This is a genomic window from Falsihalocynthiibacter sp. BN13B15 (genome assembly GCF_041205415.1).
GTDB classification, from domain to species: domain Bacteria; phylum Pseudomonadota; class Alphaproteobacteria; order Rhodobacterales; family Rhodobacteraceae; genus Falsihalocynthiibacter; species Falsihalocynthiibacter arcticus.
This window is the reverse complement of record NZ_JBGFCE010000009.1, coordinates 130,669-156,796: the sequence shown is the minus strand read 5'-3', so window position 1 is coordinate 156,796 and position 26,128 is coordinate 130,669. Positions and strand designations below refer to the sequence as shown.

Genomic DNA, 26,128 nt, shown 5'->3' with positions numbered 1-26,128 from the left:
TCGCCCCAGTTACAGGGACACGACCATGTGCGGATGGCCATTCGTAGTTCTATCGACAGAAACACCATTCGTGTTGATAATTTTATTCGCGCGGTTCTTCCAATTGGAGAAACTGTCAAAAATAACCACGTCGATCAGGGCATCAAACTCAATATTCACGCGGAATAGACCCGCATTTTCTGATTTTAGCGACAGTACTTTCCCCGAGAAAGGCACCTGAAGATAAAGCCCAGATACGCGCTGCCCAACCTGAACGGGGGGTTGGGGGCCGGCGGACGCGACCAGTGTATTCCAATCGCGATATCCATATCGTTTGGCAATTTCTTCAAGAGCACGGCTATGAGATATTTCCCGCGTCGTGCGCATTGCTTTGGCCTGCTTTTTCAAGTCAGCCAAATAGGGGAGTTCGGGAGACATTTCGCGGTCCTTTTCATTCAGATCACGGGAAAATCGGGGCGCTCGCATTGCCACATTCCCATCTGATGAAAGAAACGGCGGGATTAAAGAGGACTTCACCAATGACGAATCAGCGAGCGGCAGGGGCCTCACCCTTGGGTGCCGAGTAAGTCATGCCGGATACTCTGTCAATTGTCCTGAGGATTAAAGCGGGCCCGTAACTTTGCGCTGCTGGGCACGCTTCAAACCAAGATGCCGCTCTCGAAGGATAATCGCGACCCCCGCCGCCATAACCAAGCCAGCCCCAGAGAGCATGACAGTCGTTGGCACTTCGTCGAACAAAAAATACCCGACAAGCAGCGCCATTATCATCGATGAATACTCAAAGGGAGCCACAAGAGATGCATCGGACAAGCGGTAACTGGAGGTGAGGAATATCTGACCGAACCCGCCAAGAATTCCCGCGAGAACAAGGAAGACGAGGCTCCATGCACTGGGCCAAACCCACCCAAACGGAATCGTAAAGAGCGACAGAATTGTGGCGGTAATCGAGAACCAAAAGACCACCGCACTCGTGCGCTCGGTCCGAACCAATTTCCGAATAAACACCTGTGCTAGAGCAGCAAAACACGCCCCCATGAGCACCAGAAGCGCACCGAGCGCCTCCTTCTCTGCAAGGCCATTCCCCAAGGTGGAAAAACGTGGCGACAGGACGATCATAACGCCGACCATCCCGACGAACACCGCCGACAAACGAAAAACACCGACCTGTTCGCCCAAGAACATTGCCGCGAAAATGACGACCAAAAGGGGGGCTGTATACCCGATTGCGGTAAATTCAGGGAGGGGAAGAAGGGTAAGCCCCGCGAAACTCAACCCCATCGCTGTCGTACCAACAAGACCGCGCCAAACATGCCCCATCGGGCTTTTGACGGTCAGACCGGTCGATAATTTCTTTTGCCAGATTAACCATACTAGAATAACGGGCAGAGCAAAAAAAGACCTAAAGAACACGAGTTCCCCTGAGGGGACCGTCCCATTGGTCGCCTTTAAACACGAAGCCATAGCCACGAACATTGTGACCGACGCAATTTTAAAAAATATCCCTGAGAAGTGTTCCATGATTAATTGATAGGGGAATTAGCTAACCATGGAAAGCCGTGCTTTGGCCCAGATTGCAGCATCCCGAACTACCGCGTCTTCGTCCGATAAAAGTGGCTCTATTGAGGGCCTAAAGCGTGTTTCTCCGCTATTCCCGATGGCATAGAGAACATTGCGAATGAACCTTTTACGCCCTATCCGCTTAATAGGTGAGCCGGAAAATTTTTCCCGAAATTGCGTGTCGGTGAGCGTCACGAGTACGTCCAATGGAGGGGCAATCAGATCGCCCTTGGCGGCGTAACGAAGCTCCTGCGCCTCGACTGCAAATTTATTCCAGGGGCAAGCCGCAAGGCAATCATCACAGCCATAGATATGGTTGCCCATGAGGGCGCGAAGTTCTTCGTCCACGGGTCCGTGATGTTCAATGGTCAGATAGGAAATGCAGCGCCGCGCATCCAGTTGGAAAGGCGCAGGAAAGGCCTTGGTCGGGCAAGCATCAAGACAAGACGTGCAAGAGCCACAGTTTTCACGCACGGGGGAATCCACAGGTAGCTCAATCGTTGTAAAGATAGCGCCTAGAAAAAACCAACTCCCGAGATCACGGGACAGAAGATTGGTGTGTTTCCCTTGCCAACCCAGCCCCGCAGAGGCAGCGAGCGGCTTTTCCATAACAGGGGCCGTATCGACAAACACCTTGATTTGGGCGTCGGGATCCTGCTCCAAAAGCCACCTTCCCACACGTTTGAGCCGCTTTTTAACAATATCATGGTAGTCGCGATTTTGTGCATAGACACTAATTGCACCGCAATCACGCTTGCTCAAAACGTCGCGCGGATCATGCGTTTGGGTATAGGGTTCCGCCAACATAATGACGCTTTTCGCCTCAGGCCAGAGGGCATCGGGGGCGCCCCGCCAATGCATGCGCTCCGCCATCCAGCTCATTTGCCCATGGCGTTCCTTGCTGACGAATGCTTCCAATCGCGCGGCGATTTCAGGGATCGAATCCGGGCGGCAAACGCCCATTTGGGCGAACCCTTCGATCTTGGTTTGCGCGGTGAGTTTTTCTTTGAGCAGGGCGCTCAAAAATCAAGGTCCGTGTAATGTGCGGGTGGCGGGAAACCTGGCACTTGGTCGGCGAGAATACTGCGAAATGCGGGGCGCGACTTAATTTTTGCATACCACGTTTTTACGTTGTCATTCCGATTCCAGTCGACGTCCGAAATATAGTCTAATGCAGACAAATGTGCCGCCGCCGCGAAGTCTGCGAGGGACATGGCATCCCCTGCAAGCCAGCGCCTTTGGTCCAATATCCACCCCATGTAGTCGAGGTGATACTTAATATTGCGCGCGCCTGCCTTTACGTTTGCACTGTCCGGATATCCTTGCGCCATGACCTTTTTATTGACCCGCTCGTACAGCAACTTTGAGGTGACTTCATGATGGAATTTATCATCAAACCAACTCACCATCCGGCGCACTTCAAACCGCTCCACGGCACCTTTTGGTAAAAGGCTCGGCGTTGGGTGGGTCTCTTCAATATACTCGCAAATCGCCGAACTCTCGGCCATCATCATCCCGTCCATTTTTAGAACCGGCACCTTGGCTGCGGGGTTGCGACGCAAGAACTCGCCGTCCTTTTCCCAGTACCGTTCCTCGACCAACTCTACTTCAAGTTTTTTTTCGGCCAAGCTTAGGCGTACCTTGCGGCAAAAAGGCGAGAGCGGGGAATGGAATAGTCGGATCATAATAGGTCACTCAAGATGGTTTCCCCCTTAACTGCCGTGAATCTGTCCAAAATTCAACCTTCGAAACACGCAGAACGACCGTCTGCTTTGATTGTCGCGGCTCCGTCGGCGATACTGCGCGCATGTTTGCTCAGCCAAGTTGTCGGCTTGCTTGCCGAACGCCCTTTAGGGTTGGGAAGGACAGCCGCAAGGAGGCTCGCCTGAGTTGCCGTCAACTCCGAAGGCGTTTTCCCGAAGTAGTGATGGGCGGCGGCGTCCACGCCAAAAACACCTTCGTCAAACTCGGCTATATTCAAGTAAACTTCGACGATTCGTTTTTTGGTCCATACGGCCTCAACAGCGGGGGTCAAACCCGCTTCGAGAACCTTGCGAACCCAGCTTCTGCCATGCCAAAGATAGACGTTTTTCACCACTTGCTGCGAAATTGTCGACGCGCCGCGCGTGCTGCCTGAATCCAGTGCTGCGCGGATCGCCGTCATATCAAACCCCCAATGATTGCAGAAGTTTGCGTCTTCTGCAGCAACAACGCTGCGCGCCATATGCGGGGAGACATTTTCGATAGCAATCCATGCTCGATCAATGCCACCAAGCCGTCGCGCTTCGGACAAAATATACGGTGTCGTCGGCGGGCTAATGACGGAATAGACAATCACCCCAAAGGCCAAGAAACCTAGAACCGCAAATACAGCGCGGCGTATCCAACGGCGGACAAATTGAGCGGGTTGAAACCGTGACCCCGAATCGCGCATGGCTTTTTCCACCTGCTTCTCACGGGTCTCGGGCTTGGATGCTGCCCGTTTGACTGGTTTCTTTTTTGCTTTTCTGACCACAAAAGACACTGAGCATGCACAATCAAAATGGTCAAGTCATACCCACAAAAAAGCCGAGCATGATGGCCCGGCTTTTTTTATTCTAGTGTCGCGTTTAGGCGATTGCCGCGCTCGATTCATCACTCAAAGGATGCGGTATATGGACCAACATTTCTTTGGGACAAATCTGCAGGAATCTCGTTTTCTCAAGCTCCCAATGCTGCAAAATATCCGCACCTTTTTGGCTGCCTGTTTCCTTAACATGACGTTCGATCAACTCTTTGAGTTGATCCTGCCAATACTCAACGGTCACAGGACAAGTCACGAGCGTCTCCATATTCATCAGCGAATCCGCAATGCCGTTGGGATCGTAAACATAGGCCATTCCGCCAGACATCCCCGCGCCAAAGTTCGCGCCGATCTTGCCTAGAATGACCGCTGCGCCTCCGGTCATATATTCGCAACCGGACGCCCCACAGCCTTCGACAACGACCTTGGCGCCTGAGTTACGCACCGCAAAACGCTCGCCAGCGCGACCAGCCGCGAAAAGATACCCAGCGGTGGCGCCATAAAGGACAGTATTGCCGATGATGGTGTTTTTCGACGCTTCAAGCGGGCTGTTCATTGGCGGACGTACGATGATGATCCCGCCCGACAGGCCCTTGCCAACATAATCGTTCGCATCGCCGGACACCTCGATTTTGAGGCCAGGTGCCGCAAAGGCGCCTAGGGATTGCCCAGCGGAGCCGTTGAGTTTGATCGTCAGGTGATCCTCTTGCAGCGAATTGCGCATACCAAAGTTTTGGACAATGTGGCTCGACGTGCGTGTCCCAATGGTACGGTCAGTGTTTTGAACCGCATATTGAAGCTGCATTTTTTCGCCATCGTTCAAGAAGCGCGCGGCATCTTTTACGATTTCAGCGTCCAACGTATCAGGTACGAAGTTGCGCGGTTTGTTGCGATCATAGACAATCTGCGACGCCCCATCGACCGTGATCAACAGGGGGTTAAGATCGAGATCATCAAGATGCGCCGACCCACGAGAAACCTGCGAGAGCAAATCCGCGCGACCAATCACTTCATCCATGCTGCGCGCCCCGATGCTCGCGAGAATTTCGCGCACTTCTTGGGCGTAGAATGTGATGAGGTTCACGACCTTATCTGCCGTTCCATCGAATTTCTTACGCAGGTCTTCGTCTTGGGTACAGACACCAACAGGACAAGTATTCGACTGGCACTGGCGCACCATAATACAACCCATCGCAATCAAGGCCGCGGTGCCGATGCCGTATTCTTCAGCACCCATCATCGCGGCCATAACCACGTCACGCCCGGTGCGAAGTCCGCCATCGGTGCGCAAAGTTACCCGCTCGCGCAGGTTGTTCATCGCAAGAACTTGGTGCGCCTCAGTAAGGCCCATTTCCCATGGCAAACCTGCATATTTGATCGAAGTCGCAGGCGAAGCGCCCGTGCCGCCATTGTGACCCGAAATCAGGATAATGTCGGCTTTGGCTTTCGCAACACCTGCCGCAATTGTCCCAACACCCGATGCCGCAACCAGTTTCACAGTTACTTTGCAGCGTGGGTTGATTTGCTTGAGGTCGTAGATCAGTTGTGCCAAATCCTCGATGGAATAGATATCGTGGTGTGGCGGCGGCGAAATCAGGGTCACGCCTTTTGTCGAGTGACGCAAGCGCGCAATAAGGTCGGTCACTTTCATGCCCGGCAATTGGCCGCCCTCGCCCGGTTTTGCACCCTGCGCAACTTTGATTTCAAGCTCTTCGCATTGGTTCAAATATTCTGCGGTTACGCCAAAACGACCCGAAGCCACCTGTTTGATCTTCGCAGACGGATTGTCGCCATTTGCCTCAGGTACAAAGTGCGCTGGATCTTCGCCACCCTCGCCCGAATCCGATTTAGCTCCGATACGGTTCATCGCGACATTGAGGGTTTTGTGGGCCTCAGGGCTCAACGCACCAAGGGACATGCCCGGTGTGACAAAGCGCTTACGAATAGCCGTAATGCTTTCGACTTCCTCAATCGGAATCGCTGCGCCCATCGGCTGAATTGCCAGTAGATCGCGCAAGTGGATTGGTGGGTTAGACCGCATTTTGGCCGAATATTGCTGCCAAATTTCATAGGACGCCCGCGCACAAGCGGCCTGAAGCATATGCATGCTTTGCGCTTCCCATGCGTGGGTTTCACCGCTTGCACGGGCTTTGTAAAAACCACCTATTGGTAAAATGTCGCTGCCACCAAGCCAGCCCAAAGCATGGACCTTTTCAGATTTATGCTGAATGCCCGACACACCAATTCCAGAAATACGGCTTGTCAGACCGGGGAAAAACTCGGCAACCATAGCGCGCGAAAGGCCCACAGCTTCAAAGTTCAAACCGCCGCGATAAGAGGAAATAACCGAGATCCCCATCTTGGCCATAATCTTGAGAAGTCCCGCATCAATGGCACCGCGATAGCGTGCAACCGCCTCGGAAAGCGTGCAATCAATCAGACCGCGCTCAATACGATCAGCAAGGGAATCTTCCGCCAAATACGCGTTCACAACCGTGGCACCGCAGCCGATAAGTACGGCAAAATAATGTGGGTCGATACACTCTGCCGACCGCACCGAGATCGAACAGAATGTCCGAAGGCCCTTACGAGTCAGACCAGAATGGACCGCAGATGTTGCGAGGATCATCGGCATTGCCACGCGGGCTTCGCTTTGGGTCATATCCGAAAGAACGATATGCGCGCCACCTGACCGCACAGCGTCTTCGGCTTCGGCGCGAATCCGAGTCAGGCCTGCACTCAACGCGTTTGCCCCAGCATTCACAGGGAAAGTACAATCGATCACCACGACGTCTTTGCCCAGATGTTCAATCAATCCATCGAATTGCGCATTGCCCAAAAACGGGCTGTCGAGCACCAAAATCTCGGTTTGACTGGAGTCTTCGTCCAACACATTCTTGAGATTCCCAAAGCGCGTTTTCAGACTCATGACACGGTACTCGCGCAGGGAATCAATCGGCGGGTTTGTCACTTGCGAGAAGTTTTGACGGAAGAAATGGCTTAACGGACGGTATTTCTCGGACAGAACGGCACTCGGGGTGTCATCGCCCATTGAGGCAATCGCTTCTTTGGCATCTTCAGCCATAGGTTGAAGAATTTGCTCCAACTCCTCAATGGTATAGCCCGCCGCGATTTGACGCTTGCGCAGGTCTGCACCCGCAAAAACAGCCACCTCGGTTTTGTGCGCAAGTTCGTCTTCCATGTTGGTGATTTTTTGCACCCATTCGCCGAAAGGCTGGCTTGCGGCGAGCTGATCTTTGATGGCTGTATCGTGGTACAAAAGCCCGTCTTGCATATCGACGGCAATGATTTGACCCGGCCCCAAAGCGCCTTTCTCGACAACACTTGCCTCGTCAATCGGGATCATGCCAGCCTCGGAGCCAGCAATCAAAAGGCCGTCTCCTGTCACCACATAGCGCATGGGCCGCAAACCGTTGCGATCCAAACCAGCACAGACCCAGCGACCATCTGTCATGGCAAGGGCGGCGGGGCCGTCCCATGGCTCCATAACGGAGTTGCAATAGGAATACATATCGCGCCACGCATCGGGCAACTCAATCGCTTGCTGACTCCAGCTTTCTGGAATCAACATTGTTTTCGCCATCGGCGCATTGCGCCCTGCACGAACCATGACTTCAAAAACGGAATCAAGAGCAGCGGAATCCGAAGATCCAGCGGGAATGATCGGCTTAATATCTTCGGCCATATCGCCAAAGGCACTCGAAGCCATGCGGATTTCATGGCTCTTCATCCAGTTGACGTTGCCCCGCAGCGTGTTGATTTCACCATTGTGCGCAAGCATGCGGAACGGTTGGGCCAACCACCATTGGGGGAACGTATTGGTCGAATAGCGTTGATGGTAAATCGCAAAGGCACTCTCAAAACGAGTATCTTCAAGATCGGGGTAAAACACGCTGACTTGCTCCGCCAACATCATGCCTTTGTAGATCACCGACCGACAGGACAATGAGCAGATATAGAGCGAAGGAACCTGCGCCGCGAGGGCTGCTTTCTCAATCCGGCGACGGATAACATAAAGCTCGCGCTCAAAGGTTTCCTCATCAACACCCTTAGAGTTGCTGATCAAAATCTGTTCAATTTCAGGGCGGGTTGTGTTGGCTTTTTCACCCAAACACGAGATATTCACGGGCACATGGCGCCAACCGTAAATGTAATACCCCATCCGCAAAACTTCGCTTTCAACGATTGTGCGGCAAGTTTCTTGGGCCCCGAAGTTGGTGCGCGGCAAGAACACCATGCCCACAGCGATCTGTTGACCAGCTTTGGGTTCGTGACCTGTGCGGCGGATTTGATCCTCAAAGAATGTGGTGGGGATTTGCACGTGAATACCCGCGCCATCGCCAGTTTTCCCGTCCGCATCCACAGCGCCACGGTGCCAAATCGCACGCAACGCTTTGATGCCATTGTCAACGACAGACCGCGAAGGTTTACCATCGATAGAAACCACAAGGCCAACCCCGCAGGAGGAATGTTCGTCTTCCTCGGAGTACATGCCATTTTCAGCCATCCATTGGCGTTTCGCCTCCTCGGCGGCTTTCCAGTTTTGGTCAAACTTGGTCATGTTCTCTCTCCATAATTTGCCCCGTTGGGCGCGTTCTTTTGGCAAGGATTGGCACATTTAGTCGTCGTCAAATTCGAATTTTCACGGGTCACAACAATGCCTCCATTGATAAATTACTTAGGTCAGAAAGCCGAAGCTGCGCAGGGCAGTTTCTGTCTACCAGCCCCAACAGTGCCTTACTCCGCGGCCAGAACGGCGGCGCTATTAAAGGTTTCAAGGATGTTTTCGGCCGCGTCGCGACCATCCTTAATCGCCCAAACAACAAGGCTCGCACCCCGCACAATATCCCCAACGGCATAGACCCCAGGGATGCTGGTTTCATGGGTGCGGAAATCGGCTTTGATGGTGCCCCACCGAGTTACTTCAAGCGCCTCTTCTCCCCAGAGGGTTGGCAGGTCTTCCGGTGTAAAGCCCAGCGCCGCGACCACAAGATCGGCTTGCTCGGCATAGTCCGCACCTTCGATCAACTCAGGCGATTGACGTCCAGATGCATCGGGTTTCCCAAGGCGCATTTTCTGAACGAGAACGCTTTCTACGCAATCGCCAACAAAGGCTTTGGGGGCCGACAACCACACAAATTCCACACCTTCTTCTTCGGCGTTTTGAACTTCGCGTTGGCTTCCAGGCATGTTGGCTTTGTCACGACGATACAGGCATTTCACGCTCATTGCGCCTTGGCGAATGGCTGTGCGCACACAGTCCATCGCGGTGTCGCCACCGCCAACAACAACGACGCGTTTGCCCGAGGCATTCAACTCGCCGCTTTCGTATTCAGGCACAATATCGCCGAAGCTTTTACGGTTAGACGCGGTCAAATAATCGATTGCGCGCACAACGCCTTCCGCTCCAGAACCGGGGGCTTGGAAGTCGCGGGAATTGTAGACGCCCGTGGCAATCAAAACTGAGTCATGTTGGCCTTGGATCGCTTGGAACGTGATGTCTTCACCCACGTTGCAGTTCAAAACAAATTGAACGCCCGCGTTTTCAAGCTGGGCAATGCGCTTTGCAACAACGTCTTTTTCGAGTTTGAATCCGGGGATGCCGTAGGTCATTAGGCCTCCGGCGCGGTCATAACGATCATAGATAGTGACTTGGATGCCTTGACGGCGGAGCACATCCGCTGCGGCCAAACCGCCCGGACCAGCTCCTATAATTCCAACACTTTCTTCGCGCTCGGCTTTGGGCTGGATCGGCAGAACCCAACCATTTTCCCAAGCGGTGTCTGTTAGATATTTCTCAACGGCCCCAATAGTTACAGTACCGTGTCCAGACTGTTCAATCACACAGTTACCTTCACACAGACGGTCCTGCGGGCAAATGCGACCACAGATTTCGGGGAAAGTATTGGTGGCTTGCGACAACTCGTAGGCCTCTTGCAAACGCCCCTCGGCAGTCAATTTGAGCCAGTCAGGGATATTGTTGTGCAACGGACAGTGGTTTTGGCAAAACGGCACACCACATTGGCTACACCGGCTACTTTGCTCTGCAGCTTTTGTTTTGGCAAATTCCGCATAGATTTCGTGAAAATCTTGACTGCGCTGGTCGGCATCCCGTTTCGTGGGCATGGACCGCTCAAGCGATATGAATTTTAGCATTGGCTGTTTTGCCATGGCGAGGCCTCCAAGAAATGACACGAGCGCCTTTTTTAAGCAAAAGGGATTCAAATGAAAAGGCAGCCGTGCTGACCTTTATTCCGTTTTATAGTCGTCGCGCAACATTTTCAGCACTACCAATTCGTATTTTAGGTCAATATCAGTTACCTAAAATACGACTTTCCTTTTATTTTCCAGCGCTTAGACTGCCCTCGTGATTCAATGGGAAAACAGACCATGAGCTTCTATCATCTTGTACTTGTGGCGATAATCCAAGGTATCACCGAGTTTTTGCCGGTTTCGTCCTCGGGTCACCTGATTCTTTTACCGAATCTTCTAAATCTTCCCGACCAAGGCCAAGCCATAGATGTGGCCGCACATATCGGCACGCTCTTTGCTGTGATCCTCTATTTTCGAACTGATGTAGCGCTGGCCTTTCGCGGATTCATACCCATGCTAATGGGTCGTCTCAACGCACCCGGTGCGAAACTCTGCTTCCTGCTCGCGGTGGCCACTGTTCCTGTCGTGATCATTGGACTGATCCTAAAGCTCACAGGCCTCGATGACGTGATGCGTAGCCTTACGGTCATTGGATGGACCATGCTCGTTTTTGGCATCGTCCTTTATGTTGCCGATCAACGCGGGGCGACCACTAAGGCAGATGGCGATTGGAATTTGCGCGATGCGATCATCATGGGCCTCTGGCAAGCGGTTGCCCTGATCCCCGGAACATCGCGTTCAGGCGCGACAATAACAGGCGCGCGTGCGCTTGGGTATAACCGCCAAGATGGCGCCAAACTGTCGATGCTCATGTCGATCCCAACGATCATTGCGTCGGGCACTCTCGCTGGCCTCGAAGTTATAAAAACTGCGGACGCATCCGTTGCCCTCGACGGCGCGATTGTCGTGGTGCTTTCCTTCGTAACAGCCCTTCTGGCACTGACCCTAATGATGCGCCTTTTGCGCAGCACAAGTTTCACACCCTACGTGATTTACCGCATAGGGCTGGGCCTTGGCCTCCTCTGGATTGCCTACACTTAAGCTTTGAGGTTTTTCGCTGAATCGCGGATATCGTCGAACTGACCATCAGGACGAAAGCGCCACAGGTAGCTCGGCATAATCGCATCCATATTTGTCGGGGTGATGTTCAGGTCGGAAAAACCCTTCGCACCCTCTTCAACGATGTTATCTGATCGCAAGCTTTTGACTTGATCGAGCGTCAAGATACCATTGCGCACAAGCCCAAGGGACACCGCTTGGGTGAAATCCAAAAGACCAGCAATGATACTGCCCGCAAAGAAAGGCTTGTTCACGATCAAACGCCGACGATGCACAACCGCGAGAACCTTCTCGACGATCAGGCGCAAGGACATAATATCCGGTCCACCAAGTTCGTAGACACCTGATTTTCCTTGCAGAATAGCCACTTCCGCGGCGGTCGCGACGTCATCCACGAAAACAGGCTGAAACTTTGTCGTCGCACCAACGAGTGGCAAGATCGGTCCAAGCCGCGACATGAAGGCAAATTTATTGAGGAAACCATCCTCGGCACCAAAAATAACCGAAGGGCGCAAAATAGTGGCCGTCGGGAAATGCTCAAGCACCTCAACCTCGCCCTGCCCTTTGGTCTGCGAGTATTCCGAGGCGGCTTCCAAATCAGCACCTATGCTAGAAAGATGCACAAGAGACGCAACCCCTTGCTCGGTTGCGATCCGCGCCACTCTACCGGCGGATTGTGCATGAATCGTGTCAAACTTGTTGCGGCTTGTTTCTGCAAGGATGCCAACGCAATTCACAACAGCATCAGCACCAAGCATAACCGCTGCAACAGAAGCATCGTCGCGCACGTTACACAAAACAGGCTCAACCTGACCAACGGCCCCAAAAGACTTTACAAACAACGCCTCGTTGGGACGTCGTACGGCAACGCGCACACGCCAACCAGCTTTGGCCATCCGGCGCGCAATGTAGCGGCCAACGAATCCGGATCCGCCGTAAATAGTGACAAGTTTAGACATGGTTGGCCTCCAACAAAACAGTTCTATTGCCTCAATACATTCCCAGACGCACCGGAACAAGCGGGTATCGCGTCGCAGGATGAATGCAGCGTAAATCCCCACGATTTCCGTTGACAGCCTGCCTTCGCCCCGTTAACCCCCACGGCTACGACACCTGCCCAGGTGGCGGAATGGTAGACGCGCCAGCTTCAGGTGCTGGTGTCTGTATGGACGTGGAGGTTCGAGTCCTCTCCTGGGCACCAGTTGACACTTGATTTTCCCTTATATTTAAGATAACTCGCTGTTATAAAGGGATATACTGAACCATTTTCCGAACCGTTTTGCGAACCGTTTTCGTCGAAATCGATCACAATTGTGTCAGGTTCGGTCGCTCCATCGAAGCGCTGACTGGTGATACTAGCCCTGAAGTTTTCGATGAGAGGGTTGAGAGATGGCGAAGAGCAAAAAACTGCCGAAGTATGTGCGACAGCGGACCTGGGGTGCGTATCAGTATAAACGCAACGTTCCGAAACGACTCATTTCAGTGGTTGGCAAGGAAACGATCTACCATAGCCTTGGCTCCACCTACTCCGAAATGATCACCAAACTCCCAGTTGTTCATAGAGCAGTGGAATCTCTTTTTGCTCGCCTAGAGGGCCAAGACGCCACTGACCGCACACTGGCCTTGGTCGAGACCCACTACGGCAAAAGAGCCGCTGATATGCTTGCGGCAGGAGATATCGATCAAAACCTAGATGGTGGTCTTGAGGCATTGGCCGACTTGCTTGAAGATGAAGTTGAGCCAGAGGTGTTTAATAACCTCCTCGGTGCGTCCGTCCCCAAGAAAATCTTCACCCTTAGCGATGCGTATGCCCTCTACACAGAGTTCAAGGACGCGGAAAACAACCGCAATCTGAGCAAGTATCTCAAACGAACCAGTTCGGATCTCGAGGGTATCCTTGGGAGCTATAAGTTTAACAAGGCGGCACTGACCACGATCACAAGGAATGACGCCAACGAGTATCGCGACGTTCTCCTAGGGCGCGTTTCCCCCAACAGCGTGCACCGGTACAACAACACGGTGAAGGCCGTGATTAACCATGCCGTCACAGAGCTTGGTATCTCTAACTATCTCAACCCCTTCAATAAGCTGAAGATCAAAGGTGTGGGAAATGCAGCAACGGACCGCCTAAGCCTCAGCAGAGAAGAGGCTGACATGGTATTTGATGCCCTCCCCCATAAGGACGACCTACAGGCCATCTTTGTAACCCTCTGTGACACGGGTGCACGGTTAGCTGAAATCTCCGGACTGTTGTGTGGGGATGTGTTCCTTCAGGAGCAGTACGTCCACATCAGGCCCAATACCTTTCGATCGCTGAAGACCGAAAGCAGCAGTCGTTCAATACCGCTTTCCGATCGAGCCGTGGAACTGCTACAAAAAAATCGACTAGGCAAACAAGACGATGAGCCCCTGTTTGCGCGGTATGGCCGTATCGGAGGGAACACCGCTTGCTCCGCGATCCTAATGAAGCACTTTCGCGGGGTTATCTCGGAGCCGAAGAAATCCCTGCATAGCCTGCGTCATAAGAAAAAAGACGAGTTGCGACGTACGCACTGCCCGGAGGAAATAAGTAAGGTTCTTCTTGGTCACAGCAACAAAGAAGTCGCGGCAAGAAACGGTGACGGCTTTGAAATCGTGACCCTCAGAGAGCACCTGGCAAAGACATGGTAGATCAGCCCGCACGTCAATTTGATCCCCATCGTCGTGCCAAGTCAGCAGCCGCTGAGACCATTGTGGAATCTGTTCTACATGTTCTTAACCGCTATGCAGAAAAGCATGCCCTTCGTAAACGAAAGCGTAGAGCGGTTGATCAAGCGACCTATGAGATCACGGTTGAAGCGATCATTTGCGACTTGCTGTATCGTCGTCTTGAGGCCCCAGAAGGCAAAATCCATCTCAGTCAGAGCAATCAGATCTTAGGTAAAAAGTCACGTTACAAGGGGCAGGCCATGGGCAAGACACTCCCAGATATCTTGAAGATCATGGAGTCTCCGGAAGTAGGTGTTGTTGAAATCACACCAGGATCGAAGTCCTTTAAGGGGAAGAATTACAGTCCTTTGCTTGCGGGCGCTGGGCGACAAACGGTGCTTACTGCTGGCCCAGCGCTACTTGGTTTGCAGGAACACTTCAAGGTGTCCTTCGCTGGCATAGGTCGCTCCCCAGATGAAGAGGTACTCTTGCTGCGGGATGTAAAGCCGAAGAATGAAAAACAGCCAAACAACAGACCGGGCCAACTCGTTGAATATCAAGATACAGAGGAAACAAACCTCCTAAGGCAGGAAATTCAAACCCTGAATGCTTGGTGCGAGACCGCTCCACTGTCCTGTACGGATCCGGAAATCAACACAACCGACCGGCGTTTAAGACGGATCTTCAACAACAAAGACTTCGCTCAAGGTGGACGACTCTATGGTGGGTTTTGGCAGGGGATGAAGCATGATGCGCGGTTGGAAACTATCCTGCTGAACGACGACACGCTGGTTGAGCTTGACTACGGACAGGCCGGTTTGTTGCTGCTCTATGGCTTGGTTGGGGCAACTCCTCCCGCAGGCGACCTCTATGACCTGACAGAGTATGGCTTCGCAACAAGCTGTCGGCCAGGGATCAAGAAGGTCATTCAAGCGTCGATCAATGCCAGCAAACCTCTGAACCGCATGCCGAAAGATGTGCGTAAGTCGATCCCCGCCAGTAAGTCCTTAAGCGAGACCCTTGCAGCAATTGGGCAGCGCCATCCTGCGATCATACATCTCTTTGGCTCGGGCATTGGGTTGAAGTTGATGCGCACCGAGTCTGATATTCTGGTCGCGGTGTTGTTGGAGCTTAAATCCAGAGGTATCTTTGCCCTGCCGATTCATGACGCGATCCTGGTTGAGCCTAGGTATGAGCAGGAAGCAACCGAGGTGATGCAGGCGGTGTTTAAGGAGCGGATTGGGCTAATCCCTGAGGTGTCGGTTGAGAGTTCCTGATTATCAGCGGATATCAATTGTAGTAAATAAATATTGTAGCTGTATATGAGATAGATATAGATATATTATTGTTATTATTCATATGATTAAACTAATATCAAATAGTAGGTTCATTGGGACCTAAGGGAACCCCCATTAGATTAACTATTAGGTCTCCCCCTCCTCATATATGGGACCCGTAAGAGGTTTCCCCTCCCCAATCAAAGGTACCAATCCGATCAAACGGCCCGTATATCGTGAGGCGTTTCAAGACCGTTATGCTAGCGCAGCAATCGTCACTAAGGGCGGTGAGCGGTCGTTCGCTGCAGCTGCGCCTGATAGATTCTTTTTTAGGAAGCGGACGTTCAACAGGCTACGAAACTGCATTTTTGTGCTGCACTGCTCTCATAGTGTCTCGGCACGTTTGTCGTAAAGTGGTGCCTGATCCGAACTGGAAAGTGGCAAGGTGAAAACAAGTTTACCGCACCGGAATGCGTCAAAAGCGCACCTGAGTTTATACCATGCGCAGAAATTTTAACTTGGCCTCAAAGCAGGCTAACCTTCAGGAGAAGGCGTTCCACTTGGGGAATGCCAGTTACAGGAAGATCACAGGCGATTAAATATCGTCAGAAGAAATATATAAATGGGATATCTGAAATGAAAATGAAGACTTGGACGATGTGTGTGCTGGTGGTTGGGATGCTTGGCTCCACCCAAAGCGCGTGGGCCAGCGAAACCGTTACCGTGGATAATTTCGTGCGTGCTGAGACTGACATGACGATGCGGCGCTATGAAGCGGCTGACGGTTTCGGCAAGATGTTTCACATTCGCCAACCAACGCCTTTAGACAAGCAAGATGTCATTCGTATGAATCAAGATACTCTCTATTCCATTGGCATTTTTGATCTCGCCACTCCGGTCACCATTACCAAACCAGAGACTGATCGCTGGCAATCCTTGATGTTGGTAAATCAGGATCATTCTATCCCTGCTGCGATTTACGAGCCGGGATCATACACTCTGACACAAGAAGAAATTGGGACGCGATATGTCACCGTGGTGTTTCGCACCCTGGTAAATGCCAACGATGAAAATGATATAAAGCTGGCAAATGCTGTTCAGGATCAGATTGGGGTGGCGCAAGAAAGCATGGGGTCCCTTGATGTTCCGGACTGGGACGAGGAGTCGCTTTCGAAAATTCGGGATGCAGTCAACGTGCTCGCCTCATCCGTCAGTGACACCTCAGGTATGCTTGGCATAAAGGACGACCTCAACCCTATCGATCATCTGATGGGAACGGCAATGGGTTGGGGTGGCAATCCCAAAGAGGACGCCATTTACGTAAACGTAGTTCCAGAGAAAAACGATGGTGAGGTTAACTACGCTTTGAGCGTCAAGGATGTGCCTGTGGACGGCTTCGCCTCCATCACTGTGTATAACGAGCAGGGCTTTATGGCGAAGAACGACCTAGGTGTGAATTCTCTCAACAACCTGACTGCTATGCCAGATGAAGGCGGCGGTGCCACCGTTCACTTCGGTGGGTGCGAGGATGGTCGTAAGAACTGTATTCCGATTTCAGATGGTTGGAACTACATTGTGCGCCTCTATCAACCTCAGCAAGAAATCCTCGACGGGACTTGGACGTTCCCAGCCCCTACAATCGTGGAATAGAAATTAGGCCAAATTAGCTTCGGCCGTCATCGAGATGGTTGGAGCTTCAATCCTTTGGCTCAAGTATGCGGGTCGAAAGTAAACTACCGTGTCTGCCCATAGAATGATATCGACAAGCAGAGTTGGAAAGTCACCCCGCTACTCGGGGAATACGGGTCAAGACCATATGGCGTGGGGCGAGCGGTGTCTTGCTCCCTCCACAAAGCACCGTTTCGTCCAACATAGTCGTAGTCCGCGCACTGGAAGTACTTCGCAGAGAGCGAATGTCGGGTTTGGGGAGTGGCACGTTTATAGGCCCAAGGTGGTGTCGGCCCGAACATCACCGTCGCTGATGAGGAGATCGCCCGCAAGGTTTCAACCTCGAGCGTGCGAGACGGAATTTTCGTGAGCCAGGGCGGATATTTTGCGGGCACGGGGACCGAAGGCACCAATATCTCGCGAGTCAAATGATCGCGATTCCAAATCTGTCAGACGGACTGGCGTGTCTAGCCCACCAGGCGGCTACGGATGTCAGATGGTAACGCTCCGGTCGTCTTTCGGAAGGCGCGGGAAAAATGCGACGCTGTCGAATACCCAAGATCGGCCGCGATGCTGGACACAGGCATTTGTGTTTCGCGAAGCAGTTCAACCGCACGTTCGGCCCTCACCTGCGAGACAAGGGTTCTGAAATCAATCCCTTCGTCAGCAAGCCGCCGCTGCAGCGTTCGGGGACTCAATGAAATCAGGCTGGCAACACTGTCGATATCGATCTCGCTGTCAAGCAACCGGAACCGTACGAGTTCCTTCACGATGCCGATCAGCTCAGTGGGTGCAGCAAGACACGAACGTCTCAGATCAGATTGGGTTATAAACGGAGGCTTCTTTCGCAAAAACACTAACCCTGCTTCTTCCCGATGGATGGTTATGCGCGTGCTGGGGTTATCAAAGGTCACCGGGCACTGAAAAACATCCTCGAAGGATGCCAAGTAACGCGTTTTCTGAACGTCAAGGTCGACGCTTAGCGGGCTCCAGTGTCTGCCCATGTAGTGTCTGCACAAATCCATCATCACGGTCGCTGCCGCGATGGAATAATGTCGCCGCCCGATCAGGTTTGGCAATCCCGATGTGTAGACAAAGCACAGGTGGTCGTCTTTTTTTTCCACTGTAAACTTGTCGGCAGTAATGTGAAATCTCTGCGATTCCTCCACTGCGAAGAGCGCTTCTTCCAGCGTATCAAATGAAAGCAGTAAACGTCCCCAGGTGCCAAAGTTCACCATATGAACATGAACGCCAAAGGTCAGGCCAAAATTCTGGTCACCCAGTTGGCGCGCGATGTCTTCGAAGAACCGAAACAGCAATTTCTGAGGCATGAAAACCTCGGGGCGTTCCATCGATGGCACGGGGATATGTGCCGCCGTCAAAGCCGCATCTAACCCGTCCTCCCCAACGTAGCTGACGAACGTGTCATGCAATCCCATAAGAACGCGCGCTGATATGAGCGGAACTCTCATTGTGGCCCCCCTAACAGAAAATAAACGGTATTTTTTGTTCCAGAGCTTGTCCAGCAAAATCGCCCAGGCGATTCACGGCACTTTTTGGCACAGATCGGCACTTTTCGGTGCGTTTTATGGGCGGCCATCGGCGTGCTCGTCGCAAAGTGGTGCCTGATCCGGGCTGGTGTCAATCGCAGAGTAAAAAGGGTCCAGATCGCGGCGTAAAACTGGTCCACTGACTTCTCGTTTGTCGTGCGCTTTGGCGCGTGTGCTCCCCATTTAGCTAACGCGTGCCAAAGCGCATGTTGGCCCTTGGGCCGACATTGTTCTGATCTTGATGTGTTTTGGTTATTGGCGGCTCTTACGGCTGGCGGATGCTTCTTTAATATGTGAATGCAGTGGTTGCTTCACATCTAGATTGTCTTTGCCCCATATTCGGGAAAAGAGAGAAGTAATGGCCCGAAAGGTTAACCCTACTTCACCCAAAGAGTAGGCAGCCTTTAAGAGGGCTCTGTAGTCCTCGATTGAAATGGCGGTTTCTTCCTCCGAACCCTCGGCTATTTGGAGAACTAGATCGGGTGTGTCAGTGTTTCGGACAAAGCGAAAATGCTTATCACCGAACTTGAAACGGAACTGATAGTCATGGTGGCCTAGTGCTTTAGGCACATCGCTGTTGTGTTGAAGAAAGCTGTCCCCGCCAAAAGCGAAGTCGATAACCATCAAAAGATTGGACTTCCCGATAGAATTGGTTGCGGCGTGATCGCCGAGCACTACATTTAAACCAGTGTGGAACTTGATCGTTTTGGTTTTAAATTTCTTACAGTGAATCTCAGTCAACATAAGTAATTATTCCCGTACTTTCGTTGAAGTCGATTTTGCCGAGTGCAAAGAGTGTGTCCAAGGCTAAGATAAAGTCTGCCACGTCAGGAAACTGCTTGACTGTTTCTGAGCGCAGTTGGCCAACTGTTACTTGGGCTCCAACCTCCATCAGCAATTTGGTAGATTGACCTACAATGGAGTTGTCGATGGATGTAAATTTGTCAGGGCAGATCATTCAAAAACCTCGCAATTTTGGACGAAGAATGAGGTAATAACTTCCGCAGCATCATTGCTCTCAGCCTTTGTTTTGGCATTGAGCCATTTGACAATATTGTCAAATGCGACTTGCTGGCTGACGCCCTTTCCCTTTTGAACGAGGTAAAAACCTTTAACTTGGTGGGAAATGATTTCGGAAGTGCAGTCACCCGCCTTATCAAGCAATGCCAATTTATCTCGAATAAATGTGTAATAGTCGGTTACGTTGTGCTTAATTTTTCGGCGCGTAGGTTTGGAAATACTGTCGTTAAGTTTCTCGTCGACCTTCATGGAAGTGAAGGTGATTTCTGCTTCAATGCCTTCTTCAGCATCGGCGTAGATGGCGTCAACAATTTCTAGTATACTTTCCTCAATAGGGTTTGCTTTCCACAATTCTTCTTGTCCGCTTCGTTCAACTGCATTCTTTTTTATGGCAACTAGCTCTCGGTACTCCTCAACTGTTCTGGGTTTGTCGAACTTACTGTGGCACAAACTGCAAAGCGGTATTAGATTGTCTTCATCATTTAGGTCTTTTCCAAGACGCTCTTCATTCTGCAAAAGCAGTTCTTCAGCGGAGGTCGGGTTTAATGGGTAAATGTGAGCGATTTCGTAATTCTTGAAAGATCTTTGACCCTTCTTGTAGAATAGCGGCTCCGCATCTAATGGGCAAACGCGGTCAACTTGTGAAATAAGGGCAAGTTGCTGCGCATCTGATAGTTTTTTCCGTTCTTTCGACAAATTTTTGTACCGCCCCAAAAAAATCACTTGGTTTTGCGTAAATTGCTTTGGGCGACACTAGTACTTATTTTTCATGAAAGTCACGCAAAACGTTCTCCCAGAGGTTGTTTCGGGGGTCATTGTGGTAACAGTTGGCCCAGTCGACTTTTGAGCGCCGAACCAAAGATTGCGCTTGGCTGAAGATAAGAGACAAGGCGAAATGTTGTTAAGATCAATTGAAATATGCGCGGCGAATGTCAGTCATCCGCCCTTAGCAACAATTGCTGCACATAAAATACCCTTAAAGGAAGAATAGGTTCGATTGTCTAATAATATAGCGTGTAATTTATATGTAGTTTGCGTAAACTTTAGATCGCGCCAGAGGTGCATTGCTCGAGCTACAATGCACCTCTGGCGTGAATTTATGCAATCTTATGGGCTAATTGCGCAGACTTATGCGGCGCATGCAGTAATTTGCGCGTCCCTACACCGGGTTAAAAATCAAGGTTCTCCACATTCAACGCATTTTGCTGAATGAACTCACGTCGTGGCTCAACAACGTCGCCCATCAACTTGGTGAATAGGTCATCCGCCTCTGCCATGTCGTCGACCTTCACTTGCAGCAATATACGTGCATCTGGGTCCAAAGTGGTTTCCCAAAGTTGACCGGGGTTCATCTCGCCAAGGCCTTTATAGCGTTGAAGTGATAGACCTTTTTCGCCTTCTGAAAGGATAGCTTTTAGCAGTTCACTTGGCCCGTGAATAAGCACTTCTTTGTCTTTGCGCACCAAACGGGAGGGCTTGTCGTAAAGCTCCAAAAGGGACTCCGTGAAGGTCCCTAGTTTACGGGCCTCCCCAGAGCGCATCACGCCACCATCCAGCGTGCGAACTTCCTCAACACCGCGCAAAAGACGCGCTAAACGGATACCTTTGTCTTGGGTTGGGCGGCCTTTCCAGCCACGCTCATATTCTACTGCGATACTGTCCAGACGCGATGCAATAGCGTCTGCAACACCCTGCAGGTTTTGATCGACCGCCCCCGGAACAAAAGCAGCTGCAATCGCGGCTTGCTCCAAGATATGCTGCGGGTAATGCGTTGGGAATGCTTGTAAAATCCGACGCACCTGACGTGCTTCTTCGATCACACGCCGAAGGTCAGCACCGGAAATCTCTTCTCCGGAGGCAAGGCGCAGGATGGTACCTTCAACGCCCATTTCGATTAAATAATCATCCAACGAGGCTTGGTCCTTGAGGTAAACCTCGGACTTGCCGCGTGACACTTTATAGAGGGGAGGCTGAGCAATATAAAGATAGCCACCCTCGATAAGCTCTGGCATTTGCCGATAGAAAAACGTCAGCAACAAAGTGCGAATATGTGCGCCGTCAACGTCCGCATCCGTCATAATAACGATTTTATGATAGCGCAGTTTGGAAATATTGAATTCGTCACGGCCAATGCCCGTGCCCAAAGCCATCACAAGGTTTCCGATTTCTTGACTGGCGAGCATCCGGTCAAAACGCGCCCGCTCTACATTCAAAATCTTACCCTTTAGCGGCAAAATGGCTTGTGTCATCCGATCGCGGCCCGTTTGCGCCGACCCGCCCGCAGAGTCCCCTTCCACGATGAAGATTTCGGTTTTAGAGGGGTCTTTTTCGGAACAGTCCTTGAGTTTCCCAGCCAAGAAATTCACATCAAGTGCCGTTTTGCGGCGGGTAAGGTCCCGCGCCTTGCGCGCGGCTTCGCGCGCCACAGCGGCCTCAACGATCTTGCCAACGACGATCTTGGCCTGGGTCGGATTTTCTTCAAACCACTCCGCGAGTTTCTCGTTCACGAGGCCCTCAACTGCGGGGCGAACTTCGGAGGAAACAAGCTTATCTTTGGTCTGACTAGAGAATTTAGGATCAGGCACTTTAATTGACAACACACAAGTCAATCCTTCGCGCGCATCGTCACCCGTGAAGGAGATTTTTTCCTTTTTCGCAATCCCGCTGGTTTGAGCGTAATTGTTGATCGTACGAGTCAGAGCGCCGCGAAAACCAGCCAAATGGGTTCCGCCATCGCGCTGGGGAATATTGTTGGTAAAAGGCAAAACGTTTTCGTGGTAGCTATCATTCCACCACATTGCCACTTCAACGCCGATATCATCTCTTTCGCCGACCATAAAAATAGGTTCCGGCATAATGGACGACTTGCTGCGGTCCAAATATTTAACAAACTCGCGGACGCCACCATCGTAATAAAGCTCGGTGCGTAGATGTTCGACTGGTCGCTCATCTGTCAGAATAATCCGAACACCCGAATTCAAAAACGCTAGTTCGCGCAAACGCTTCTCAAGCGTCTCAAAAATGAAATCGCGGTTTGAGAACGTATCCAATGAAGCGAGGAAGCGCACTTCCGTCCCTTTACGGCCATTCGCATCGCCAACAACACGCAGATGTTCAACAGTGTCGCCATGCTCAAAGCGCGCATAATGTTCTTTTCCGTCGCGCCAAATCCGCAATTCCAGATAGTTGGACAGCGCGTTCACCACGGAAACGCCAACGCCATGAAGGCCGCCAGAAACCTTGTATGAGTTGCTGTCAAATTTACCGCCAGCGTGGAGTTGGGTCATGATAACTTCAGCGGCCGAAACGCCTTCTTCGTCGTGTATCCCAACGGGAATTCCGCGACCGTTATCGCTAACCGAAACCGAGTCATCCGCATGAATTGTGACGTTTACCGCGTCCGCGTGGCCTGCAAGAGCTTCGTCGATGCCGTTATCGACAACTTCGTACACCATATGGTGCAAACCCGAACCATCATCAGTGTCACCAATGTACATTCCAGGCCGTTTTCGAACAGCCTCTAAGCCCCTGAGAACTTTAATAGAATCGGCACCATATTCTTCGGGAGTCTGCGCGTTATCGGCCATTTGAGGCATCCTTCGTATTTTTGATATTTATACGTTTATTTGCAAGGGATGTCACGCGATTGAGGCAATTAAACGAGCGCAGTTGCCCCTAAAAACGCCCCCACAAAAACGAGCAACACTCCGGCCACAACATTCAGGAGCCTGATCGCCTCTGGCGACTTCAAAAACGTCCGCGCGTGGGCAATCAAAGCTGCAAAAGCGAGGTTGCCAAAAAAGGGAACAATAATAGAAATCAGGACAATTGCGGCAATGTCTTGGCGAGTTACAGAGGTGAGATCAAAAAAACCGGGCAGCATGCCCATGTAAAACAAAATCGCTTTTGGGTTGCCAAGAATAACCGCCACGCCAGCCAGAAACCCCGCCAAAACACCCGGCTTGGTCAGACGACTATCAGCCTTTAAGATACCACTGGGCTTGCGTATGAGGCTCATACCCAAAAAGATAAAGAACGCGGCCGCAAAGTAGCGCAGCCAAATCATCAGCCCCGCAACCTCCCCAGCCAGCCAACTAACGCCAAGCACCGCAAGAAGAGGCCAAAATGCATCGCCTACAGCAACACCCAGCGCGAGTGGCCACGCAGCACGAAAGCCACCGCTCATTGCACGCGCCATGATGGCAACCCAAACGGGGCCGGGCGTCATAAACAGGATAAAAATTGCGAAGGCATAAAGCGCGAGATCTGAAGGAGACAAAGTCATGTTGCAGCGACTACTTTGGAGGTTCCGTCAATATCTTGAACTTCATAGACATCTGAGCGGGACTCAATTTCGGCGAAAAGTTCGGGACCGGTGCCCGTCATGAAGGCTTGCGCCCCGACAGTACAGATTTCGTCATAGAGGGCCGCGCGGCGGTTCGCATCCAAATGCGCGGCGACCTCATCGAGAAGGAGCACGGGAGGAGCGCCCAAGTCCGATGCGAGGGCGCGGCAGTTTGCAAGAACAAGGGAAATGAGCAGCGCCTTTTGCTCCCCCGTGGAACAATCGCGTGCGGAAATATTTTTGTCACGATAATGCGCCGCAAGGTCAGCGCGATGCGGCCCAACCAGCGTACGGCCCGCCGCGATGTCGCGTGACCGCGCCCGCGAAAATGCGTCGCGCAGGGCGGCTTCAGATTGCGGCCCCAGTGGGGATCCGTCGGGTTGAATTAGCTCCAAGTCCGCTGTGGGGAAATGGGTTTGAGCGGCGTGTTGGGCGGCCTCAATATGCGCCAAAACCGTCGCGCGATTTGACGATATCTGTGCGCCAGAAATGGCCATCTGATTTTCCAGAGCGCCATACCAAGCAGGGTCTCGAATTTGATCTTTGAGAAGCCGATTGCGCTCCCGCATGGATTTTTCGTATGCCAAAACGGACTCCGCGTGACTTGGCAGGAAACTCAGCGTCATGCGATCAAGAAACCGTCTGCGCCCCTCAGCTCCCTCAATCCACAGGCGATCCATCGCAGGGACGAGCCAAAGCACACGTGCAATTTTTCCGAGGGCAATTTGGGGCGCAGCTTTTCCGTCTATCCGTACTTGGCGCGGAGCACCCGCCTCAGACCATGTTTCCACCTCGTGCAGGTCATTGGGCGTCGCGATGACGGCCGAAATTTTCCACCCGATAGCTTCTGTTTTGCGGGTCATTTCTTGCGTGGTTGCGCGCCGAAGGCCGCGCCCCGGAGACAAAAGGGAAATCGCCTCCAGAAGACTGGTTTTTCCAGCGCCGTTCGCGCCGTGAATGGCCACAGGGCGCCCAGATAATTCTAAATGAGTCGCCTTGTGGGACCGGAAGTGCGAGAGTTTAATATCTCGGAGGGCCAAGCCTGTCACGGGGAGAACCTGCCCGCTGCGAAGCCCTTAGACCCGCATCGGCATAACGACGTAAATCGCGGACGTGTCATTACCTTCGCGCATCAAGGTCGGATCCGCCGAAGAGTTGAACATAAACACGGCGTTTTCACGATCCACTTGGCTGGCAATTTCGAGCAAATACTTCGCGTTAAAACCAATTTCCAAACGCTCGTCCCCATAAGCGACAACCAGTTCTTCATCGGCAGCACCACTATCTGGTGCGTTAACGGAAAGGATCAAACGATCTTCATCGAGCGAGAGTTTCACAGCACGACTACGCTCAGAACTCACGGTCGCCACACGATCAACAGCTTTCGCGAATTCAGCCGCGTCCACCTCGAGTTTGCGGGTGTTTCCTGTTGGAATGACGCGTGTGTAATCGGGGAAAGTTCCGTCGATGACCTTTGATGTCAACGTGATTTCGGGCGTGGCAAAACGAATTTTGGTTTCGCTCACAGAAACCGCAATTTCAGCATCGTCAACGTCAAGGAGCTTGCGCATTTCATTAACTGTTTTACGTGGAACAATAACGCCGGGCATATCCGCAGCACCCTCAGGCATTTCAGCATCGATCCGCGCCAAACGGTGACCGTCTGTGGCCACACAGCGCAGAACTTTTCCGCCTTCGGACTCCGAAATATGCATGTAGACGCCGTTGAGATAATACCGTGTTTCTTCAGTCGAAATTGCGAATTTTGATTTGTCAAAAAGACGTCGCAGAACACTCGCCTTTGCGGTAAAGTTTGATGTGTATTCCGAAGAGGCCATCACAGGGAAATCTTCGCGAGGCAGTGTCGCGAGCGAGAAGTTGGAACGCCCCGCCTCCACGGTGAGGCGGCCAGCAGCACCATCGTCGGTGAGTTTGATCAATGCGCCATCCGGCAATTTGCGGACAATTTCATGAAGCAAAACAGCCGAAACCGTTGTGGCTCCAGCCCGCTCCACTTGAGCAATGGTCTTGTCGACAACTTCGATATCCAAGTCAGTGGCACGAAATGAAACATTTTCCCCTTCGGCTTCAATCAATACGTTCGCCAGAATTGGGATCGTATTGCGGCGCTCAACCACGGACTGAGCTTGGGAAATGGCCTTTAGCAGGGCCGCGCGTTCGATACTGAATTTCATTCAATGCTCCTATTGACAGGTGCAGGGGCGAA

At 52.0% G+C, this 26,128-nt stretch carries 20 protein-coding genes and 1 tRNA gene; 5 read left to right on the top strand and 16 right to left on the bottom strand.

Annotated features, from left to right (window positions below; all coding sequences use genetic code 11):
* Positions 1-9: 9 nt before the first annotated feature.
* The 7 genes from AB9F26_RS15365 to AB9F26_RS15335 form a co-directional block, all read right to left on the bottom strand.
* Positions 10-417, bottom strand: coding sequence for a glyoxalase superfamily protein (locus AB9F26_RS15365; protein ID WP_369768392.1), 408 nt, complete (start codon positions 415-417; stop codon positions 10-12).
* A 183-nt stretch (positions 418-600) separates the two neighbouring features.
* Positions 601-1,518, bottom strand: coding sequence for a DMT family transporter (locus tag AB9F26_RS15360; RefSeq protein WP_369768391.1), 918 nt, complete (start codon positions 1,516-1,518; stop codon positions 601-603).
* Positions 1,519-1,536: 18 nt separating this feature from the next.
* A complete protein-coding gene (gene queG / locus AB9F26_RS15355; protein ID WP_369768390.1) occupies positions 1,537-2,580 on the bottom strand; it encodes a tRNA epoxyqueuosine(34) reductase QueG in 1,044 nt (347 codons plus the stop codon).
* Positions 2,577-3,242: a glutathione S-transferase family protein gene (locus AB9F26_RS15350; RefSeq protein WP_039003248.1), complete on the bottom strand. Its 666-nt coding sequence runs from the start codon at positions 3,240-3,242 to the stop codon at positions 2,577-2,579. Before AB9F26_RS15350 ends, queG begins: the two co-directional genes overlap by 4 nt.
* 53 nt (positions 3,243-3,295) lie before the next feature.
* The gene (mtgA, locus tag AB9F26_RS15345; protein WP_335586127.1) at positions 3,296-3,991 is read right to left on the bottom strand and encodes a monofunctional biosynthetic peptidoglycan transglycosylase; all 696 of its coding nucleotides are present in this window, start codon (positions 3,989-3,991) and stop codon (positions 3,296-3,298) included.
* 175 nt (positions 3,992-4,166) lie between these two features.
* Positions 4,167-8,702, bottom strand: a complete 4,536-nt coding sequence (gene gltB, locus AB9F26_RS15340) for a glutamate synthase large subunit (RefSeq protein ID WP_335586126.1) — start codon at positions 8,700-8,702, stop codon at positions 4,167-4,169.
* A gap of 176 nt (positions 8,703-8,878) precedes the next feature.
* Positions 8,879-10,312: an NAD(P)-dependent oxidoreductase gene (locus AB9F26_RS15335; RefSeq protein ID WP_335586125.1), complete on the bottom strand. Its 1,434-nt coding sequence runs from the start codon at positions 10,310-10,312 to the stop codon at positions 8,879-8,881.
* A gap of 219 nt (positions 10,313-10,531) precedes the next feature.
* On the opposite strand from AB9F26_RS15335, the gene AB9F26_RS15330 reads away from it, so the two are divergent.
* Positions 10,532-11,335: an undecaprenyl-diphosphate phosphatase gene (locus tag AB9F26_RS15330; RefSeq protein WP_369768389.1), complete on the top strand. Its 804-nt coding sequence runs from the start codon at positions 10,532-10,534 to the stop codon at positions 11,333-11,335.
* Here AB9F26_RS15330 and AB9F26_RS15325 read toward each other — a convergent pair.
* Positions 11,332-12,312, bottom strand: a complete 981-nt coding sequence (locus tag AB9F26_RS15325; protein WP_369768388.1) for a complex I NDUFA9 subunit family protein — start codon at positions 12,310-12,312, stop codon at positions 11,332-11,334. The genes AB9F26_RS15330 and AB9F26_RS15325 overlap by 4 nt on opposite strands.
* A gap of 156 nt (positions 12,313-12,468) precedes the next feature.
* On the opposite strand from AB9F26_RS15325, the gene AB9F26_RS15320 reads away from it, so the two are divergent.
* The 4 genes from AB9F26_RS15320 to AB9F26_RS15305 all read left to right on the top strand — a co-directional run bounded on the left by AB9F26_RS15320 (position 12,469) and on the right by AB9F26_RS15305 (position 16,968).
* Positions 12,469-12,554 (top strand) — tRNA-Leu (locus AB9F26_RS15320).
* A gap of 188 nt (positions 12,555-12,742) precedes the next feature.
* Positions 12,743-14,023, top strand: coding sequence for a tyrosine-type recombinase/integrase (locus AB9F26_RS15315; RefSeq protein ID WP_369768387.1), 1,281 nt, complete (start codon positions 12,743-12,745; stop codon positions 14,021-14,023).
* Entirely contained in the window at positions 14,017-15,318 is a 1,302-nt protein-coding gene (locus AB9F26_RS15310) for a hypothetical protein (RefSeq protein ID WP_369768386.1), read from the top strand. The genes AB9F26_RS15315 and AB9F26_RS15310 overlap by 7 nt, the downstream gene beginning before the upstream one ends.
* 636 nt (positions 15,319-15,954) lie before the next feature.
* Entirely contained in the window at positions 15,955-16,968 is a 1,014-nt protein-coding gene (locus AB9F26_RS15305; RefSeq protein ID WP_335585095.1) for a DUF1214 domain-containing protein, read from the top strand.
* 485 nt (positions 16,969-17,453) lie between these two features.
* Here the strand turns inward: AB9F26_RS15305 and AB9F26_RS15300 are convergent, their stop codons facing one another.
* The 8 genes from AB9F26_RS15300 to dnaN form a co-directional block, all read right to left on the bottom strand.
* Positions 17,454-18,458, bottom strand: a complete 1,005-nt coding sequence (locus AB9F26_RS15300; protein WP_335585096.1) for an AraC family transcriptional regulator ligand-binding domain-containing protein — start codon at positions 18,456-18,458, stop codon at positions 17,454-17,456.
* A 330-nt stretch (positions 18,459-18,788) separates the two neighbouring features.
* The gene (locus tag AB9F26_RS15295) at positions 18,789-19,280 is read right to left on the bottom strand and encodes a hypothetical protein (protein WP_369768385.1); all 492 of its coding nucleotides are present in this window, start codon (positions 19,278-19,280) and stop codon (positions 18,789-18,791) included.
* Entirely contained in the window at positions 19,270-19,494 is a 225-nt protein-coding gene (locus AB9F26_RS15290) for an ABC-three component system middle component 7 (protein WP_335586115.1), read from the bottom strand. Before AB9F26_RS15290 ends, AB9F26_RS15295 begins: the two co-directional genes overlap by 11 nt.
* Positions 19,491-20,252: an ABC-three component system protein gene (locus tag AB9F26_RS15285; RefSeq protein WP_369768384.1), complete on the bottom strand. Its 762-nt coding sequence runs from the start codon at positions 20,250-20,252 to the stop codon at positions 19,491-19,493. The genes AB9F26_RS15290 and AB9F26_RS15285 overlap by 4 nt, the downstream gene beginning before the upstream one ends.
* Before the next feature lie 473 nt (positions 20,253-20,725).
* On the bottom strand, positions 20,726-23,143 hold the full coding sequence (gene gyrB, locus AB9F26_RS15280; RefSeq protein WP_335586953.1) for a DNA topoisomerase (ATP-hydrolyzing) subunit B: 2,418 nt from the start codon (positions 23,141-23,143) through the stop codon (positions 20,726-20,728).
* A gap of 68 nt (positions 23,144-23,211) precedes the next feature.
* Positions 23,212-23,841, bottom strand: coding sequence for a LysE family translocator (locus AB9F26_RS15275; protein ID WP_369768383.1), 630 nt, complete (start codon positions 23,839-23,841; stop codon positions 23,212-23,214).
* Positions 23,838-24,950: a DNA replication/repair protein RecF gene (gene recF, locus AB9F26_RS15270; RefSeq protein ID WP_369768382.1), complete on the bottom strand. Its 1,113-nt coding sequence runs from the start codon at positions 24,948-24,950 to the stop codon at positions 23,838-23,840. Before recF ends, AB9F26_RS15275 begins: the two co-directional genes overlap by 4 nt.
* A 27-nt stretch (positions 24,951-24,977) precedes the next feature.
* A complete protein-coding gene (gene dnaN, locus AB9F26_RS15265; RefSeq protein ID WP_335586950.1) occupies positions 24,978-26,096 on the bottom strand; it encodes a DNA polymerase III subunit beta in 1,119 nt (372 codons plus the stop codon).
* Positions 26,097-26,128: the final 32 nt, after the last annotated feature.